This window comes from Rhizobium sp. LC145 (assembly GCF_001005825.1).
Taxonomy (GTDB): domain Bacteria; phylum Pseudomonadota; class Alphaproteobacteria; order Rhizobiales; family Rhizobiaceae; genus Neorhizobium.
Map to the genome: position 1 here is coordinate 64,578 of NZ_LBHV01000009.1, position 16,532 is coordinate 81,109.

The 16,532-nt window shown below is 61.6% G+C and carries 15 protein-coding genes and 1 pseudogene; 7 read left to right on the forward strand and 9 right to left on the reverse strand.

The features are described 5' to 3' along the window. Positions 1-115 precede the first annotated feature (115 nt). From YH62_RS22285 to YH62_RS22320, 8 genes are all read right to left on the reverse strand, one after another. A complete protein-coding gene (locus YH62_RS22285) occupies positions 116-1,132 on the reverse strand; it encodes a LacI family DNA-binding transcriptional regulator (RefSeq protein WP_046796493.1) in 1,017 nt (338 codons plus the stop codon). 106 nt (positions 1,133-1,238) lie between these two features. Next, positions 1,239-2,522, reverse strand: a complete 1,284-nt coding sequence (locus YH62_RS22290) for a D-tagatose-bisphosphate aldolase, class II, non-catalytic subunit (protein ID WP_046796494.1) — start codon at positions 2,520-2,522, stop codon at positions 1,239-1,241. 15 nt (positions 2,523-2,537) lie between these two features. Continuing rightward, a complete protein-coding gene (locus YH62_RS22295) occupies positions 2,538-3,470 on the reverse strand; it encodes a sugar kinase (protein WP_046796495.1) in 933 nt (310 codons plus the stop codon). Positions 3,471-3,480: 10 nt separating this feature from the next. Further along, positions 3,481-4,443 (reverse strand): ABC transporter permease, encoded by a 963-nt coding sequence (locus tag YH62_RS22300; RefSeq protein WP_046796496.1) that lies wholly within the window; start codon positions 4,441-4,443, stop codon positions 3,481-3,483. After that, positions 4,440-5,954 carry a sugar ABC transporter ATP-binding protein gene (locus tag YH62_RS22305; protein WP_046796497.1) on the reverse strand — a complete coding sequence of 505 codons (1,515 nt, stop codon included), beginning with the start codon at positions 5,952-5,954 and terminating at the stop codon, positions 4,440-4,442. The genes YH62_RS22300 and YH62_RS22305 overlap by 4 nt, the downstream gene beginning before the upstream one ends. A gap of 104 nt (positions 5,955-6,058) precedes the next feature. Continuing rightward, entirely contained in the window at positions 6,059-6,949 is an 891-nt protein-coding gene (locus YH62_RS22310; protein WP_046796498.1) for a substrate-binding domain-containing protein, read from the reverse strand. 265 nt (positions 6,950-7,214) lie between these two features. Further along, the gene (locus YH62_RS22315; protein ID WP_046796499.1) at positions 7,215-7,718 is read right to left on the reverse strand and encodes an RES domain-containing protein; all 504 of its coding nucleotides are present in this window, start codon (positions 7,716-7,718) and stop codon (positions 7,215-7,217) included. A gap of 9 nt (positions 7,719-7,727) precedes the next feature. After that, positions 7,728-8,078, reverse strand: coding sequence for an MbcA/ParS/Xre antitoxin family protein (locus tag YH62_RS22320; protein ID WP_046796500.1), 351 nt, complete (start codon positions 8,076-8,078; stop codon positions 7,728-7,730). A gap of 339 nt (positions 8,079-8,417) precedes the next feature. Here YH62_RS22320 and YH62_RS22325 point away from each other — a divergent pair, with 339 nt between their 5' ends. The 7 genes and pseudogenes from YH62_RS22325 (at position 8,418) to YH62_RS22355 (ending at position 15,600) form a co-directional block, all read left to right on the forward strand. After that, positions 8,418-9,764 carry an extracellular solute-binding protein gene (locus YH62_RS22325; protein WP_046796501.1) on the forward strand — a complete coding sequence of 449 codons (1,347 nt, stop codon included), beginning with the start codon at positions 8,418-8,420 and terminating at the stop codon, positions 9,762-9,764. A gap of 61 nt (positions 9,765-9,825) precedes the next feature. Next, positions 9,826-11,127: a sugar ABC transporter permease gene (locus YH62_RS22330; RefSeq protein ID WP_046796502.1), complete on the forward strand. Its 1,302-nt coding sequence runs from the start codon at positions 9,826-9,828 to the stop codon at positions 11,125-11,127. Between the two features lie 2 nt (positions 11,128-11,129). Continuing rightward, entirely contained in the window at positions 11,130-11,972 is an 843-nt protein-coding gene (locus YH62_RS22335; RefSeq protein ID WP_046796503.1) for a carbohydrate ABC transporter permease, read from the forward strand. Then, complete coding sequence (locus tag YH62_RS22340; RefSeq protein ID WP_046796504.1) at positions 11,972-13,027, forward strand: ABC transporter ATP-binding protein; 1,056 nt, start codon at positions 11,972-11,974, stop codon at positions 13,025-13,027. Before YH62_RS22335 ends, YH62_RS22340 begins: the two co-directional genes overlap by 1 nt. A gap of 2 nt (positions 13,028-13,029) precedes the next feature. Beyond that, positions 13,030-13,761, forward strand: a pseudogene (locus YH62_RS30545) (glycerophosphodiester phosphodiesterase); the annotation flags it as partial. Beyond that, a complete protein-coding gene (locus YH62_RS22350; RefSeq protein WP_046796634.1) occupies positions 13,756-14,775 on the forward strand; it encodes a LacI family DNA-binding transcriptional regulator in 1,020 nt (339 codons plus the stop codon). The pseudogene YH62_RS30545 and the gene YH62_RS22350, both read left to right, overlap by 6 nt. After that, positions 14,776-15,600: an inositol monophosphatase family protein gene (locus YH62_RS22355; RefSeq protein ID WP_046796505.1), complete on the forward strand. Its 825-nt coding sequence runs from the start codon at positions 14,776-14,778 to the stop codon at positions 15,598-15,600. On the opposite strand, the gene YH62_RS22360 is transcribed toward YH62_RS22355, so the two are convergent. Beyond that, positions 15,597-16,457 (reverse strand): glycerophosphodiester phosphodiesterase family protein, encoded by an 861-nt coding sequence (locus YH62_RS22360; protein WP_046796506.1) that lies wholly within the window; start codon positions 16,455-16,457, stop codon positions 15,597-15,599. The two genes, YH62_RS22355 and YH62_RS22360, sit on opposite strands and share 4 nt — an antisense overlap. Between the last annotated feature and the right edge of the window lie 75 nt (positions 16,458-16,532).

Consider the following 16,532-nt stretch of genomic DNA (forward strand, 5'->3'; position numbering starts at 1 on the left):
GCAGCCTTTGGCTTGCTTGTGCCCATACGACTAACGGCGGGGAAGGTGATGTCCTTCAGCAGGACGCGCGGAAGCGATGCGACCGGGCATAGTTTGCCGTATCTGCAGGACACTTTCAGGCCGACTGCCTGAGTTGTAGCTCGGCCTTGAGAAGAATCCGCCCCGTCATGAGTTCTCCCTGAGGGAGATTGTCAATCTCGCCGAGCTTATGGAGCAACAACTCGATCGCCAGCCGTCCGATCTCGTTGTAGTTCTGCCCAACGGTGGTTATCGGCGGGCAGGCATAGCGAGCAAGCGGGTGGTCGTCGTGGCCGGCGACGCGGAGATCGCAAGCGGCGCCGTGGCCTATCTTGAGACCGGCTTGATAGGCAGCGGCGATTACGCCGAAGGCGACACGATCATTGGCGCAAAGCACCGTGCGGGTCGGAAAGCCGCCGTCTTTCAGGATTCGTTGCGTCTGCTCGAAGCCGAACCGCTCGAAATCCCACGACTTCTGTTCATCAAGATCGATGGTGACCGGTTCCAGGTTGAGCTGGGCCATGGAGTCCAGATAGGCCTGCTTGCGTGTGCGGGCGTTCATGTTGACCGTCGGCATCCCGAAATAGCAGGGCCGCTCGCCTGAACGGCACAGGTAATCGACGATCAATTGGAAGCTCTGCCTGTTGTCGGTGCCGACGAAATAGGAGGTTCCGTCCAGCGGCGAGTCCACATAGACGAGCGGGATGCTTTCTCCGAGTGCGGCCAGCCGATCCTTGTGAGAATCGACGCCTAGTGGAGCGATGATCGCGCCGGCGACATTCATGGACTTGAACGTCTCGATGGCGCGATCCTCCATCTCGGGTTTGCCATCAGAGGACAGGACGAAGGCCAGGAAACCGGCTTCATTGGCGATCAGTTCTATGCGGCGCGTGAGCGCCATATAGAAAGGGTCGGTGGAATTCGGGATAATGATGCCGAGGATATTGGTGCGCCGGCGGTTAAGATTGACGGCGAAGATATTCGGGCGGAAGCCGGATTGCTTGATAGCGACTTCGATCAGGTCGCGGGTCTTGCCCCGTACCGATTTCGGGTCGTTGAAATACTTCGAGATCGTCGGTCGCGACAGACCGACGAATTCGGCGAAGTCTTCCATCGTCCTGATTGGCTTTTCCAAATCGCGTTCCCCCAAAACTTGAACCTCAATTCCGTTGGAAAGCCCGCGCCTGTCAAGCGAAACGCGGGCCGACGGATCCGGTCGGTCAGGCGCGGCACGCCTCGAAATAATCCTCGAGCACGAGGTCGATCGCGCCGAGGATGAGCCCCTTGGCGGTCGGCGCGATCTTTCCGGCGCGAACGCCGGGATAAAGCGCGCCGAGATGCTGGCTGATCATCGTCTCCGGGATGGGAATTTCGCCAAGGACCGACAGCAAGGCCGAGACGGCCTCTGAGATCCGAGCTTCCGGCCAATAATAGCGGATACGGTCGCTATAGGAGTAATGCCGCTGCAGATGCTGTTCGGCGGGGCTTCCGTGATAGTACTTGTTCCAGTTGCCCGGGTTTTCGACCATGACCGCTTCGGCGACCGCCATCAGCGTGGATCGGCGGCTTTCCGGCATGAGGAAAGCGGCGATCTGGTCAAGACCGTAGAGCGCCTCGCGAAGGGCGAAGGTCAGGCCGGGCCCGACCTTGAGAATGGCGAAACCATCGGTAACGAGTGCCTTCAGGGCCGCTCGGGTCTGGTAATCGGTGGAATGGGCTTCAAAGACGAGGTTCGGCAGTTTTTTAAGGCATGCGCTGAGCGATTTCGCCTGTTCGGGGTTGTAGGCGATGACATTGTGATTACCGAACTCGACCCCCGGCTGGACGACGGCGCCGACGACGCGATCGAAGGCCGATCCCACACCGGCTCTTTCGAAGGCCTCCGCATGAACCTTGACCGTCTCGATGGCAGCTTCGGGCCTGGTCACTTCCAGGACCTCCAGTTCCTCCATCGCGCCGCCGGGGATAGGCACTTCGGTTCCGACGATATAGACAGGCCTCGTGGTCGTCGTATTCCCGATCTCGTCCTCGGCAGCGGCGGCAAGCCGGGCAGCGCGTTCCGCCGTGATCTCGTCGGGAAGTGCCACCGGTTCGCCGGCGCATCCCATGCTGGTGTCGAGGTGGAGTTTCGTGAAGCCTGCCTTTGCATAGGCGCGGATCATGACGTCCGCCCTGTCCATGGCCTCGGCAGCGGATAAGGACTTCCAGGGATTGGGTCCTAGATGGTCGCCTCCGAGGATCACCCGGTCCATGGCAAAGCCGGTCTTCGCCGCGATCTCGCTTACGAAGCGATGGAAATGCGCGGGCGTCATTCCTGTATAGCCGCCGTCCTGGTTCACCTGATTGCAGGTCGCCTCGATGAGAAGCGGCGAGCCTGCCTTGGCCGCATGCAGCATGGCGGCCTCGATCACGAAGGGATGTGCCGAGCATATGGACGGTATGCCGCGGAAACCGGCGGAGCGGTTGCGCCAGGTCGCAATGTCGAGGAGATGGTTCTGCTGCATAATGACTTGGTTCTCTTAAGCTTGAAGGAATGCTTGGAGTTCGGCGCGCGTGGATGCGCCCTCCATCGGTCCTGTTTTGGTGACGGCGAGCGCGCCGGCGGCGTTCGCATAGCGAAGCGCCTCTTCCGGCCTCGCGCCCTCGAGCCAGAAGGTGACGAAGGTGGCGCCGAAGCAGTCGCCCGCCCCGGTGGGGTCCACTTCCTCGACGGGGATGCTCGCAAGCCGCACCGTGCTTTCGGCGTCATGATAGGTCGCACCGGCAGCTCCCTGCTTCAGTACGATCGCCTTGATGCCCTTGCCCAGAAGCTCCTTGATTGCGGCATCCTCGGTCTTCGCCTCGCTGAACAGGAAGAGTTCCTCGCCGCTCGGCAGGAAGATGTCCGTTTCGGCGATCACCGTCTGCAGCGCTTCTCGCATACCCGGACTGTTGAGGATCTCGGGGCGGAGATTTGGATCGAAGGAGACCGTCCCGCCTTTCTTCTTGATGGAGTGGAGCGCGCAAAGCACTGTGTCGATGACGCTTGGCGCGTAAAGCGAGGTGCCCATCACATGCAGGTGGCCGGCCTCGTCGATCAGCTGCGCCGCCGCATCGGTGATCTCTATCCTGCCGCAGGCGCTATGGCGGATGTTGAAGACGAAGGCGCGGCTGCCATCCTGCCGGTAACGGACGAAGGCACTGCCGGTCGTGCCGTCCGGATCGACGGCAATGCCGGTGATGTCCACGCCATCGGCCGTGAGCCGATCGAGATTGACGTGGCCGAAGTCGTCATCTCCGACGGCCGAGATGATGGCGCAAGGGTGCCCGAGCTTGCCGACCTGGTCGACGAAGATTGCCGGCGCGCCGGAAGGGAAGGGGCCGATCAGGGGCGTGGCCGAACGGAAGCCGTTGCCGCGCTCGGTGGCGATGATCTCGACGAGGATTTCGCCGATGGTCAGTATCTTGGTCATTGTCTGTCGCCTACTGCCTTGCGCGTTTTGCGCGAACGTCCAGCCAGACGGCGACGAGGATCACGAGGCCCTTGACGATCAACTGGTAGAAATACGGGACCGACAGCATGTTCATGCCGTTGTTCATGACGCCGATGATCAGCGCGCCGATGAGCGTGCCCACCATGGTGCCGACGCCGCCGGCAAGGCTGGTGCCGCCGAGTACGGCAGCGGCGATCGCATCGAGCTCGTAGCTCATGCCGGCATTCGTCTGCGCCGAGTAGAGGCGGGAGGAAAGCAGGACGCCGCTGACGGCGGCCATGAGGCCGGAAATCATGAAGATGGTGATCTTCAACCGGTCCACCTTGATGCCGGAATAAAGTGCCGCCTCCCGGTTGCCGCCGGTGAGATAGGCCCGCCGCCCGAACGTCGTCTTGCCGAGCAGGATCTGGTTGGCGATGAAGAGAAGGACGACGATCCAGATGATGATCGGCAGGCCGAGGAAGCTTTCGGTGCCGATCGCCGTCCAGGTCTCGTCCATGATCATTGCCGGCGCGCCGTTCGTGGGCAAGCTGACCAGGCCGCGATAGATACCCATGGTCGCGACCGTGACGATGAAGGACGGCAAAAGCAGTTTGGCGGTCAGCACGCCATTGATCAGGCCCATGAAGGCACCGGCAAGCAGCGTCAGGACAAGCGCCGGCGCAAAGCCCATGCCGAAGGCGAAGCATTGCGCTCCCACCATGCCGGCAACGGCGATGATCGAACCGATCGACAGGTCGATCTCGCCGAGCAGGATCACCCATGTCATGCCGAAGGCAGCGATCGCGATGACCGCGACCTGCTGCAGCACGTTCATGAAGTTTGCGACCGACATGAAACGGGGGTTCATGACCGAGAAGATCACGCAGAGGATGATGAGGGAGAGGAAGATGCCGCCATACTGCTTGAAAATCTTCAGCAGCATCGCGTTGGATGCCGTGTTCGGGTTCATGCTGTCAAACCTGTCGCAAGGGCCATGATCTTTTCGGGATTGAGGTCACCACCCGCGGCGATGCCGGAAAGTCTGCCTTCGTGCATGACCGCGATGCGGTCGCTCATTCCGAGCACTTCGGGCAGTTCCGACGAGACGAGGAGGATGGCCGTCCCCTCCGCCGCCAGCTGGCGGATGATTTTGTAGATTTCGAACTTGGCGCCGACGTCGACGCCTCGGGTGGGCTCGTCGAGGATCAGCACCTTGGGCCGGGTGAGCAGCCACTTGGCCAGCACGATCTTCTGTTGATTGCCGCCGGAAAGCGCCCCGGCCGGCGTGTCGAGCGAACCGGTCTTGATGGCAAGCCTGGCAACTTCGGAAACGGCAGCCTGCCGCTCGGCGCGGCGCCGCAGGAAGCCGAGTTTCGAGGCGAAATCCTTCAGCGCCACCATGGAGATGTTGTTTTCCACGCTGTGGCTGAGGACGAGCCCCTCTTCCTTGCGGTTTTCCGTCACGAAGCCGAAGCCGCTTTCGATTGCCTTCACCGGTGAATCGAGGACGATGGGCTTACCGTTCAGACGCACAGTGCCTGCCGCTTGGCGCATGCCGAAAAGCGCATTCATGATTTCGGAGCGGCCGGAACCGATCAGGCCGAAAAATCCGAGGATTTCTCCCGGGCGGACCTCGAAGGAAACCTCCTCGAATTCATCATCGCGATGGAAGTTCTCAACGGACAGAATGGGCGCAGTCGCCATGTCGGGCGCGGCCGAGATGCGGGGAGGGTAGATTTCCTCCATCTTGCGTCCGACCATCAGGGAGATGAGCTCGTCGATCGTCACGTCGTCGCGCTCTCTTGTGGCGATGTATTCTCCGTCGCGCATGACGGTGATGTCGTCGCTCAGCCGCATGATCTCCTCCATGCGGTGAGAGATGTAGATGACGGCTGCGCCGCGCTTTTTCAGGCGCGCGATGATCTCGAACAGGATCTCCGCCTCGCTGTCGCTCAACGAAGACGTCGGCTCATCGAGGATGACGATCTTGGCTTCGATGCTGAGCCCCTTGGCGATTTCGACCAACTGCCGCTGGGCGATCGAAAGATCGCCGACCTTGGCTTCCACCGAGATAGGCAGCCCGAGCTCGCGGACGATTTCGGCAGCTCTGCCGTTGAGCTTACGGTCGTTGATGAAACCGGCCGTCGCCGGTTCGCGGGTCGCCAGTATGTTCTCGGCGACCGTCATGTTGTTGCAGAGGCTGAGTTCCTGGAAGACGATCGTCAGCCCGAAAGCGGCGGCGTCCTGCGGGTTTGCCGGATGATACGGCTTGCCTTCGAAGCTGATGCTGCCTTCCGTCGGCTGGTAGATGCCGGCCAGGATCTTCATCAGAGTCGACTTGCCGGCGCCGTTTTCTCCAAGCAGCGTGTGAACACGCCCCCGGCGCACGTCGAGATGCATGTTCTTGAGCGCCGCGACGGGGCCGAAGGTCTTGGAGATGTCGGTGATCTTGAGAATGGTATCGGCGGTGGGCGCAGCCATTGCGGCCTCCTTCTCATTCCTCGCCGGCGGTCCCGCGGGTTGGGACGCGGGACCGCCATGCTTCGAACGGTCATCGCCGGTAGGCGAGCCGTCTTGGGAGAAAGTTATTTCTTGGTATAGACGCCCGGAACGATCGGCTGCTCGGCGGGGACTTCCTCGCCGGCAATGACCTTGACGGCAGTCTCGACGGCGGTCTTGCCCATCTGATCGGGGAACTGCTGGATCACACCGACCATGACCGGATTGCTGTCGACGGCCTTGCGCGCCTCTTCCATTCCATCGAAGCCGATGACCTTGACCTGCTCTTCCAGTCCGGCTGCCTTGACGGCGACGGCTGCGGCAAGAGCGGCGTCGTCGCCGAAGCCGAAGATACCGTTGATGTCGGGATTGGCCTGCAGCATGTTCTGCGCGGCGGCGAGTGCCTCGGCTCGGGTGATGCCGGTCTGCTGGGCGACGATCTTGACGTCCGGATGTTCGCCGATCGCCTTCTTGAACCCTTCGATGCGGTTCACGACGGACTGGACGGTCGGATAGTCGATGATCGCCACATTGCCCTTATCGCCGAGCTCCTTGGCCATCAGTTCGCCGGCCTTGACGCCGCCGGTGAAGTTATCGGTGCCGATATGCGAGGTAACCTTCACGCCTGCGGCCGGCACGTCGACGGTGATGACCTTGATGCCTGCCTTCTCGGCCTTGGCGATCGCGGCCACGACGCCCTGGCTGTCGACCGGCGAGATGATGATGACATCGACGCCCTTGACAATGAAGTCTTCGACGTCGGCGAGCTGCTTGTTGAGATCCTGATTGGCGATTGAGACCTCGAGCGGAACGTTCTTGGCCTTGGCTTCAGCCGTCATCGCATTGGCGAGCTCGATATAGAAGGGATGCTGCTGCGTCAGGAGCGAGGCGCCGATGCCTTCCGCATAGGCTGCGGCTGCGGACATGGAAAATGCTGCGGACAGTGCGAGCGCAGCGGCGATTTTCTTAATGGACATATTTCCTCCCCAGGAAAGATGGGCACGGGGCCTTTGATACTCTGCACCCGAGGCGGCCCTCCCAACCTCGAATGCGGTGGAGTATTAGAATATCAAGTTTACGCGTGTCAACTTTTAAATATGTACGAGAAAAGAAAAATATGATCGCGAGCGAATTGTCATTAAAGTTTGCCGATCCGGCACACTGGCAGGAGGCTGGGTGTTGCACACCGGTTTAATGAGGAAGGCTAGCGCGACCGGTGAGGCTTTTCCGGTGCGTTCGAGGCTATTCGGGCCGACCGAGACGGTTCTCGTCGTCGATCAAGGTGAGCAGTGCGGGAAGACTTTCACCCCAGGTCCAAAGAACGAGGTTCAGATCCTCTCTGGTTGCGCCGGGAGCGAAACTCCTGACGAGCAGGCCTTGATAGCCGGCGGCGACAAGCCGTCTGGCAAAACCCTGCGTTCTGGCTTCGCCACCTGATTTCATCTGATCGCGCCATGTCGCGTCTGAGATCGCGGCGGCACCCATTCCTTCGGCCTGAAGGGCATCTTCGTCGCGGCCGTCGAAGACGCGCTCGAAAACAGCTTCATATGAGACCAGTGTCGTCGGCTGCAGATTGCCGACCTGATTGGCTTCGCGCAACGCTGTAAGAACCGACAGGGAGGTATAGAGCGCCGGCATTCCCTTGGGGTTGAACCGGCCGCCGTAAAGTTCCGCTCCACGGCCTAAGAGCGGCTGCCGCGCATAGACCGGGTTCAGCGCCCGGTAGAGTTTTCCTTCATATCGCATCGGCCAGGGCTATGCATGAACGCCGGCATCGACCGCGTCGATATAGTCGAGGACCTCGTCAGCGCGTCCATCGCGAACCAGCTGCATGGCGGTCTGGCCGGAGAAGCCGGGCAAGGGCTCGGAGCGGTACCAAGCATAGGCCATCAATGCAGAGCCGAAGCGCGGCTCGACCTTGTTGACGACCTCGACCATCTCGCGCAGGCGCCGTTGCGTCTTGCCGGAGCGGATGCGGTCCTTGCGTTGGATAGCGTCCTTGCCGAGCCCGGTGGTACGGGCGATTTCCTCGCTTGTCGTCCGGAAAGCATCCGCAATCTTGCGTGGCGCGAAGAGCCCGTCGTCTGCATATTGGGCGAGACCCATTTCTCTCACTCCATGTTCGATTGCCAATTATTATGACGTTATATAGCGTCAGTAATGGCGGAATTCAACTGAATCAGCGAAGGGCGGGAAAGAGCGGGTTCTCTAAGTCGGTTTCGACGCGGGTTAAATTCTGCAGCCACTTGTCCGGAGGCAAATCGGGGCGCGGTGTTGTCGGAAATTCCCTCTGAGGAAAATTGCACACGCGTACATTCTGTCATTTGGCTGTTATGCGGCGCCCGTAAATCAAGCCTCGTTGATGATCCTTTCAACGCTTCCGCGGCCCCGGCACGACCGATCTTTGCGGCCCGGAAGACACCGTTTTCTTCTCGGGGGTTGGCTATGACCGTTCTTTCAACATGCAAGTCCGTCACGCTCGCGGCCGTTCTGTTGGCCTCGACCGCCGCATTCGCGTCTGCCAAGGACGTGACCATTTCCGTCTGGTCGGGCGGTTCCGGACCGAACGACAACTACCGCGTCGATGCGATCGAGATCGCCGCCGGCCTGCTCGAACATGAAGCCGCCGTGCGTGGCGAAGAACTGAATATCACCGTTCAGAAGACGCCCTATTCGGGCTGGGAGGAGTTCAAACAGGCCCTGACGCTTGCGGCCGAAGCCAAGAAGGCGCCGAACATCGTCGCCACCGGCCACGAAGACATCGGTCCCTGGGCACAGGCGGGTCTCATCGTGCCGGTCGAAGACTATATCGATCTCGATAGCTGGCCGATCAGCGACATCTATCCCAACCTGATGGAGATCTCGTCCTTCAACGGCGCTGTCTACGGCATACCGCAGGACGCCGAATCCCGACCGTTCTTCTTCTGGAAGCCTCACATGAAGGCGATCGGCTACAGCGATGCCGATATCGAAGCCCTGCCGGCCAAGGTCGAAAGCGGCGAATATTCGCTGAAGAACGTGCTGGAAGACGCCAAGAAGATGCAGGATGCCGGTCTCGTCCAGGCGGGCTACGGCTTTTATCCGCGCACCAACAACGGCCCGGACTATTGGCAGTTCTACACTTCCTTTGGCGGCGTGATGGAGGAGGAGGGCAAGCTCGTCTTCGACAAGGCCGCGATGGCCCGCACCTATCAGTATTTCGTCGATCTCGTCGCGGCCGGCGTCACCAAGAAGAACCATATCGGCATGCCGGGCGATCAATGGTGGGCGGAAGTCGCGTCCGGCAAGGCCGGCATCTGGCATGGCGGCACCTGGCACTATGCACGCCTCGTGAACCAGGAAGGCCTTAAGGACTTCTTCGGCAATGTGCAGTTCACGCTGATCCCGGCGGGCGAGGGCGGCAAGGCCAATACGCTCACCCACCCGCTGACCTATCTCCTGATGGCCGGCCACGACGAGGAGACGACGCAGATCGCCGCCGATCTCGTCAAGATCGCGTCTGAACCGCGCATCAACGCGCTGCACGCCATCAAGTCCGCCCATCTCGGCATTTCGGAAGCCGAGACGAAGGTCGATCTCTATGCTGCCGACCGCTGGGCGAGCGAGGCGACCGCCCGCCTGCTGCCGCATGCCAACGCCATGCCGAACAATGCGGATTTCGGCAAATACTGGACGATCATGTGGAAGAATTTCGAAGCAAGCTGGACCGGCGCCAAGACGGTCGATGCTGCCGTCAACGATGCCGAGGCGGAACTGAAGTCGACGCTCGGCGACGCCATCATCATCCGCTGACGCCGGCCGCGGGCGGCGTCTTACTCCGCCGTCCGCCTGCTTTGCTTCCAGGGCTTTTTCCATGAGAACATCGCGAACGCTCGGCCTCGTCATGATCGCGCCCGCGGCGATCATGATCCTGCTGTTCTACCTCATGCCGGTCATTCTCACCGGAGTCTTCTCGATGACCAATATGAGCACCGCGACGGGCATTTCCGGTGGCGCCTTTCAGGTCACGCAGGGCGCGGTGAACCGGCTGCGCACCGAAATGCCCGAGATCGCGGACGCCATTTCCGAACCGCGTTTCGTGATCGACGAGGCAGGCATCGCCGCGGTCGAGGCCGCCGGCCTTGCTTCGGCGATTGCCGCCGAGTTGCGGACGGAGCATCTGGGGGAGGTTCATGCGTCCCGGCGCGAGGCGGAGCGGATGATCAAGGCTCTCAAGGAGCGGCCATCGACGCGTCAGACCAAGCAGATTTCGGACTTCTTCAATCGCTCGGTCATCAATACCCGCTTTGAAAGCCGGGAAGCGCTGATGGAAGGGCTGAAAAAACTCGGCGTGACGCTGACGCCCGAGCAGCAGGAGGCAATGGCGAGAGCCACCTATACCGGCTGGGTCTGGACCACCGATAATTTCCGGGTCATCGGCAATTCTCCCGATATGGCCCAGGTCTTTGTCAACACCGCCTTCTATGTCGCGGTGACGCTGCTTCTGTTCAATGTCGGCTACGCGCTGTTCCTCGCCGTCACGACGCATTACATGCCGGCGACGACCGCATCCATCTTCCGGGCCATCTGGCTCCTGCCGCGCATCACGCCTGTCGTGATCTACGTGCTGATGTGGAAATGGCTCACCTGGGATAGCGGCTTCATCTCCATGTTCATGGGCCAGTTCGGCCATCCGCCCAAGAACTACCTGCTCGACAGTGCCTATAACGCCTGGTTCTTCGTGATCCTGATCAACGGCTTCATCGGCGCGTCCATGGGCATGCTGGTCTTCTCCTCGGCGATCAAGGCGATCCCCGAGGCGCAGTTCCATGCAAGCGAGGTGGATGGTGCCAGCCGCTGGCAGCAGATCCGCTATATCATCCTGCCGCAGCTTCGCTGGCCGATCCTGTTCGTGACCTGTTACCAGACGTTGTCGCTGCTCGCTTCCTTCAACGAAATCCTGCTTTCGACCCGCGGCGGGCCGGGGCGGGCGACCGAAGTGTGGTCGCTCGCCGCCTACCATACCGCGCTCCAGAACTATACCGGCAATCTCGAATACGGGCTTGGCGCCGCCATGGCGCTGGTCCTGGTGGTGATCGGTGTGATCCTCTCCCTCATCTACCTGCGCGTCTTCCGCTACGACACGCTGATCTCCAAGCCGTTGATCGAGGATTGATGATGGCCCAAAAGCGCCGCACCTCCGCGAACTTTTCCAGCCTGCCGGTGATCCTGCTGCTTGGGCTCATCAGCCTGCCACTGTTGCTGATGTATGCCTATCTGTTCATCGATACTGTCACGGATTCTCAGGCAGGTTCGCTGGTCCCCAGCCAATTCACGCTGCGCCACTGGAGCTTCCTCTGGGAAACCAAGACGGGCAAGCCGAACATCTGGCGCGTGACGTTCAACACCTTCATCTTCGCCAGCAGCATCACCGCGGTCATCCTCCTCGTTTCCTCGATGGCCGGCTATGTGCTGTCGCGCCTGAACGTGCCGGCGCGCGGCGTCTTCCTCGCAGGCGTCATGGTGCTGCACGCCTTCCCGTCTGTGACGCTGATCATCGCGATCTTCGTCGTGCTGCAGTGGATCGGGCTCTACAATTCGCTGATCGGGGTGATCCTGGTCAAGGCGGCGATCGATCTGCCGCTCGGCATCTGGCTCATGAAGGGTTTCTACGACACCGTCCCCTGGGAGATCGAGATGGCCGGCCTGGTGGACGGCGCTTCGCGCTTCACGGTGTGGCGCAGGCTGGTGCTGCCGCAGATCAAGCCGGCGATCATGGCGCTTGGCCTCTTCTCCTTCCTCACCGGCTGGAGCGAATTCATCCTGCCGCAGGTATTGGCGCCGGGGGCGCAGGTGCAGGTTCTGTCGGTCTATCTCGCAGGCCTGATCGTCGACGACAACAATTTCGATTTCGGGACCTTCAAGGCCGTTGGCGTCTTCTACGTCGTGCCGGTCCTCATCCTCTACGTCTTCTTCCAGAAGCATCTCATGAACATCTACGGCGGAGGCACCAAGGGCTGATGCGTATCCTGCTCGAAAAGTTTTCAAAAAGCTTCGGGTCTACCAAGGTTATCGAGGACATGGATCTCGACGTCGGCTCCGGAGAGATGCTGGCTTTGCTCGGCCCTTCCGGCTGCGGCAAGTCCACCACGCTGTTTTCGATCTGCGGCATCCATCGGCCGACTTCCGGCCGCATTCTCTTCGGCAACAAGGATGTCACCGACTTGCCGAGCCAGGAGCGCAATGTCGGCGTCGTCTTCCAATCCTATGCGCTCTATCCGCATATGACGGCTGCCGAGAATATCGGCTTTCCCCTGACGGTTCGGCGGGTGGCGACCGCGGAGATCAGGAAGCGGGTCGCGGAGATCGCCGCGCTCGTCCATATCGACAATCTGCTCGACAGGCGTCCATCGCAGCTTTCCGGCGGCCAGCAGCAACGCGTGGCGCTTGCCCGCGCGCTGATCCGCCGCCCGGACGTGCTGCTGCTTGATGAGCCGCTCGCCAATCTCGATGCCAAGCTGCGGCTCGAAATGCGCTCGGAAATCCGCCGGCTGCAGAAGGAGACGGGCATCACCGCCATACTGGTCACCCACGACCAGGTGGAAGCCATGTCGATGTGCGACCGCATCGCCATCATGAAGGCGGGCGAGATCGTCCAGATCGCCACGCCGTCCGAAATGTATAACGATCCGCGCACGGCTTTCGTCGCCGGTTTCCTCGGCAACCCGCCGATCTCCTTCCTGAAAGGCACGGCGGAGCAGGGCGAATTCGTGCTTGGCGATGGCAGTATCAGACTGCCGCTTGCGGCCCTTTCCGGCATGCCGGACGGCACGCCGCTGATGCTTGGCGTGCGGCCGGAGCATTTCGGCAATGGGGGCGATGTCCCGGTCACCGGACGGATTTCCTTCGCGGAGACGCAAGGCCGGGAAAACCTCTATGACGTGATGTTCGCGGACGGCTCGGTGCTGCGATCGATCCAGCCGGTGCGCGGCGATCTGAAGCCGGGCGACGACGTGCGCTGGAACCTCGACAGCAAGGCGGCCTTCGTCTTTGCCGAAGACGGCCGGAGGCTCTGACCATGCGGGATTTCACGGTGTTCATGGAGCGCTTTGGCTGGCCGGAAAACAAGGGAAGGCTGCCCTTTTGCATCGGTCATCGCGGTGCGAGCGGCCACATAACGGAAAACACGCTCGCGGCTTTCCGCAAGGCGGCCGAGCTCGGCGCCGAGATGTGGGAGCTCGACACCCAGATGACGGCCGACGGCGTGGTGGTGGTCTGTCACGACGATCATCTGGAGCGTGTCTTCGGCAAGGATTTGCATATTTCGCAAATGACATTCGCGGAGCTGCGCTCGGCCGTGCCGGCCGTGCCGAGTTTCGAGGAGGTTGCCGCGCTTGCCCGTGAGACGGGCTGCGGGCTCTATGTGGAGCTGAAGCGGCCGAGCACAGGCCCGCTCTGCTGGCGGCACCTGAAGGAGGTAGAGCAGCGCTTCGCCTGCCTCGGATCGTTCGATGTGGCGCAGGTGCGCGAATTGCGGGACATGGGCTGCGACTATCCGCTCTCGGTGCTGATCCGCGTTGGTCATGATCCGCACGAGCTCGGCGAGGAGGCCGGCGCCGATATCCTGCATCTGTGCTGGGAAAGGGCGAGCGACACGCCTCAGGAATTCGTCACCGGCGAACTGATCGAAAGGGCTTTTGCCGATGGCAAGGAGCTGGTGCTCTGGCACGAGGAGCGGCCGGAGGTGCTGAAGGACATCATGGCGCTGCCGGTTCTCGGCATCTGCACCGACCTGCCGGACCTGATGCGTGCGAAGGGGACGAATGGCGCGATCCGGGAGCAGCGCCGGGTTACCTCCTTCGATGTGGCGCGTGCGGCGGGCGTATCCCGCGCCGCTGTTTCGCGCGCCTTCACGCCAGATGCCAGCGTTTCTCCCAAGACGCGGGAAAAGGTCTTCCAGGCGGCCAAGGAGCTCGGCTATCGGGTGAATTATCTGGCGCGCAGTCTCACCAACAAGCGTTCCGATATCGTCGGTCTCGTGGCGGCGGGCTTCGACAATCCCTTTCGCATGCAGCAGATCGAGCACCTGGCGCGGGCGCTTCTGGCGCGCAATTTCCGGCCCATGCTGCTGCCGACCTCGAAGGAGGCGGATACGTCCGCCGTAATCGGCCAGTTGCTGCATTACGCCGTCTCGGGTGTCATCGTCACCTCCGATGCGCCGCCCTCCGACATCTGTGAGGAATGCGCCGCCGAAGGCGTTCCGATCGTGCTCATCAACAAGGGAGAGGATTTCCCCTTCGTCGACCGGGTTGTTTCGGATGACCGGATGGCGGGGCAGATGGCGACCAATCATTTGCTCGAAGCGGGCGCCGAACGGCTTGCGGTCGTGGCCGGCACCGCCGTCTCCTATTCCGCGCGGCGGCGGGCGGAAGCCTTCCTTGCGCGCTGCGCAGGGCTCGGTATCGAGGCGCGGCTGGTTCCGGTCCCGATCAACGGCTACAGGGATGGTTTCGAGGCGGCCGAGAGGATTCTGGAAATGGAAATCGACGGCGTCTTCTGCGTCAACGACTACATGGCCTGCGGGGTGTTGGACCGGCTGGCGCGCGATCTCGACCGAAGCGGCTCGCCGCCGGTGCGCATCATCGGCCATGACGACATTCCCCAGGCGAGCTGGGGCGCCTATGAACTCACCACTTTTCTGCAGCCTTGCGAAGTGCAGGCGGAACAGGCGCTCGATCTTCTGATCAGCCGGATCGCCGAACCGGAGGCGGTCGCACGGGTGGAGTTCACGCCGATCACGCTCATCAAACGAAGAAGCGCATAGATGGATTTCATGTTCGACAATTCGACCCTTCGGGCGCGAGCCGAGACCGCAGTATCGGTTGCGCGCCGGGTCGGCAAGGACGTGGCGCGGTTCCGCAGGGAGGCGATGCCCGGAACGCTTGAGGTGGAGAACAAGGGCCCGCAGGACTTTGTGACAATCGCGGACCGCCGCAGCGAAGAGGCAATTCGTTCCGCCTTGCTTGCGGCCTTTCCCGAGGATGCCTTCATGGGAGAAGAGGGTGGAGGGCGCTCCGGCGACGCCGGAACCTGGGTGGTCGATCCGATCGACGGCACGACCAATTTTATCCGCGGCTTCCGCCATTGGGGCGTGTCCATCGCCTTCGTCTCGGACGGCGAAATCCAGGTCGGCGTCATTTATGACGCGGCGCAAGACAGTGTTTTTCATGCGATCCGCGGCGAGGGCGCCTTCAAGGAAGGCGTGCCGATCGCTGCCGCGAGGACGACCGATCCCACACAGGCGATCGCCATCTTGGGGCACTCACGTCGCACGGAGTTCGAGGATTATCTTGCCATCTCCCGCCGGCTCTACGAACGCGGCATCGATTATAGGCGCATGGGGGCGGCGGCGATCGGTCTCGTTCGCGTGGCGGAGGGCATCGCCGATCTCTATTACGAGCGGCATCTTTCGGTGTGGGACATGCTGGCCGGCGTGCTGATCGCGCGTGAGGCGGGTGCGAAGGTGGCGGTTCCGTCGCTTGCCGAAATTCTGACAGGAGGCGGGCCGGTGGTCGCCTATGCTCCTCAGCTGGAAGCCGAATTCGCTTTCCTGATGGAGATGGAGGGCCTTTTGGAGGAGGCGGGTTAGGCCGCTTCCGCCAGCTTACTGTTCCATGCGCGTTCGGTGGCGGGGGCTTCGTCCGTGGTGATCTGGTCCGGTTTCAGCTCGATCAGCCCGGAAAACTCGCGCCATTCCGCATCGCTGAATCCGGTTTCCGGGTTCTTCAGATTGTAGGTCCAGGCATCGACGAGCTTACCATGGTCGTGGCAGAGGCCGATGAGATCGAGCCCGTCGCGAGCAGCCTGAAGAACGAGCTGCCAGGCGAGATAGATCGTATCCGGCTCGGTGGGGCCGGCGAGATCCGCGACAAGCTCGCGCTCGGCTGCCGTCAGTCCTTCGTGGCGATAGATTTCCACCAGTTTGTCGGTCGGATCTATGCCGCGCCGGAGACCGGGAAGGCGATCCTTCACTGCGAGCACGAGATCGAGGTCCGCCGCGCTGATGATGATCTGCGATCCGGCATGGCGGAAATGGTCTGCGATATGGTCCATGCCGCTCTCGCTCACCGTGGCGAAACCGTCCTTCATATCGAATTGCAGCAATGCATCCGGATGCGCTGCATCGAGCATGGCCGCAAGGTCCTCGCTCAGTGTCAGGTCATGACCGCCATCAATCATGCACAACCCGCGCAGTTCGGATACGGAGGCCATGCGGACAAGTCCGTGCCCGGTCGTCTCGCCTTGGAGTTCTTCATCGTGGAGAACCACGAAACCGCCGTCGCCCCGGACCCTCAGATCGAGCTCCATCGAGGCGCCGAGCCGGAAGCCTTCGGCCATGGTTTGGCGGCCGAACAGCGGATCGGAAAAGCTGCGGCGCAGTCGATGCCACTTCAGCCGGGTCGGGTGCCCCAAATGGGTTATGGTCAGGCCGGGAAAGTCCGTCATGATGAGATCCGATCTCGCTAATGTTCATCCGGCGCAATGCTCTAGGCGCAGGATGTGTCATGCATGTAACAGCTA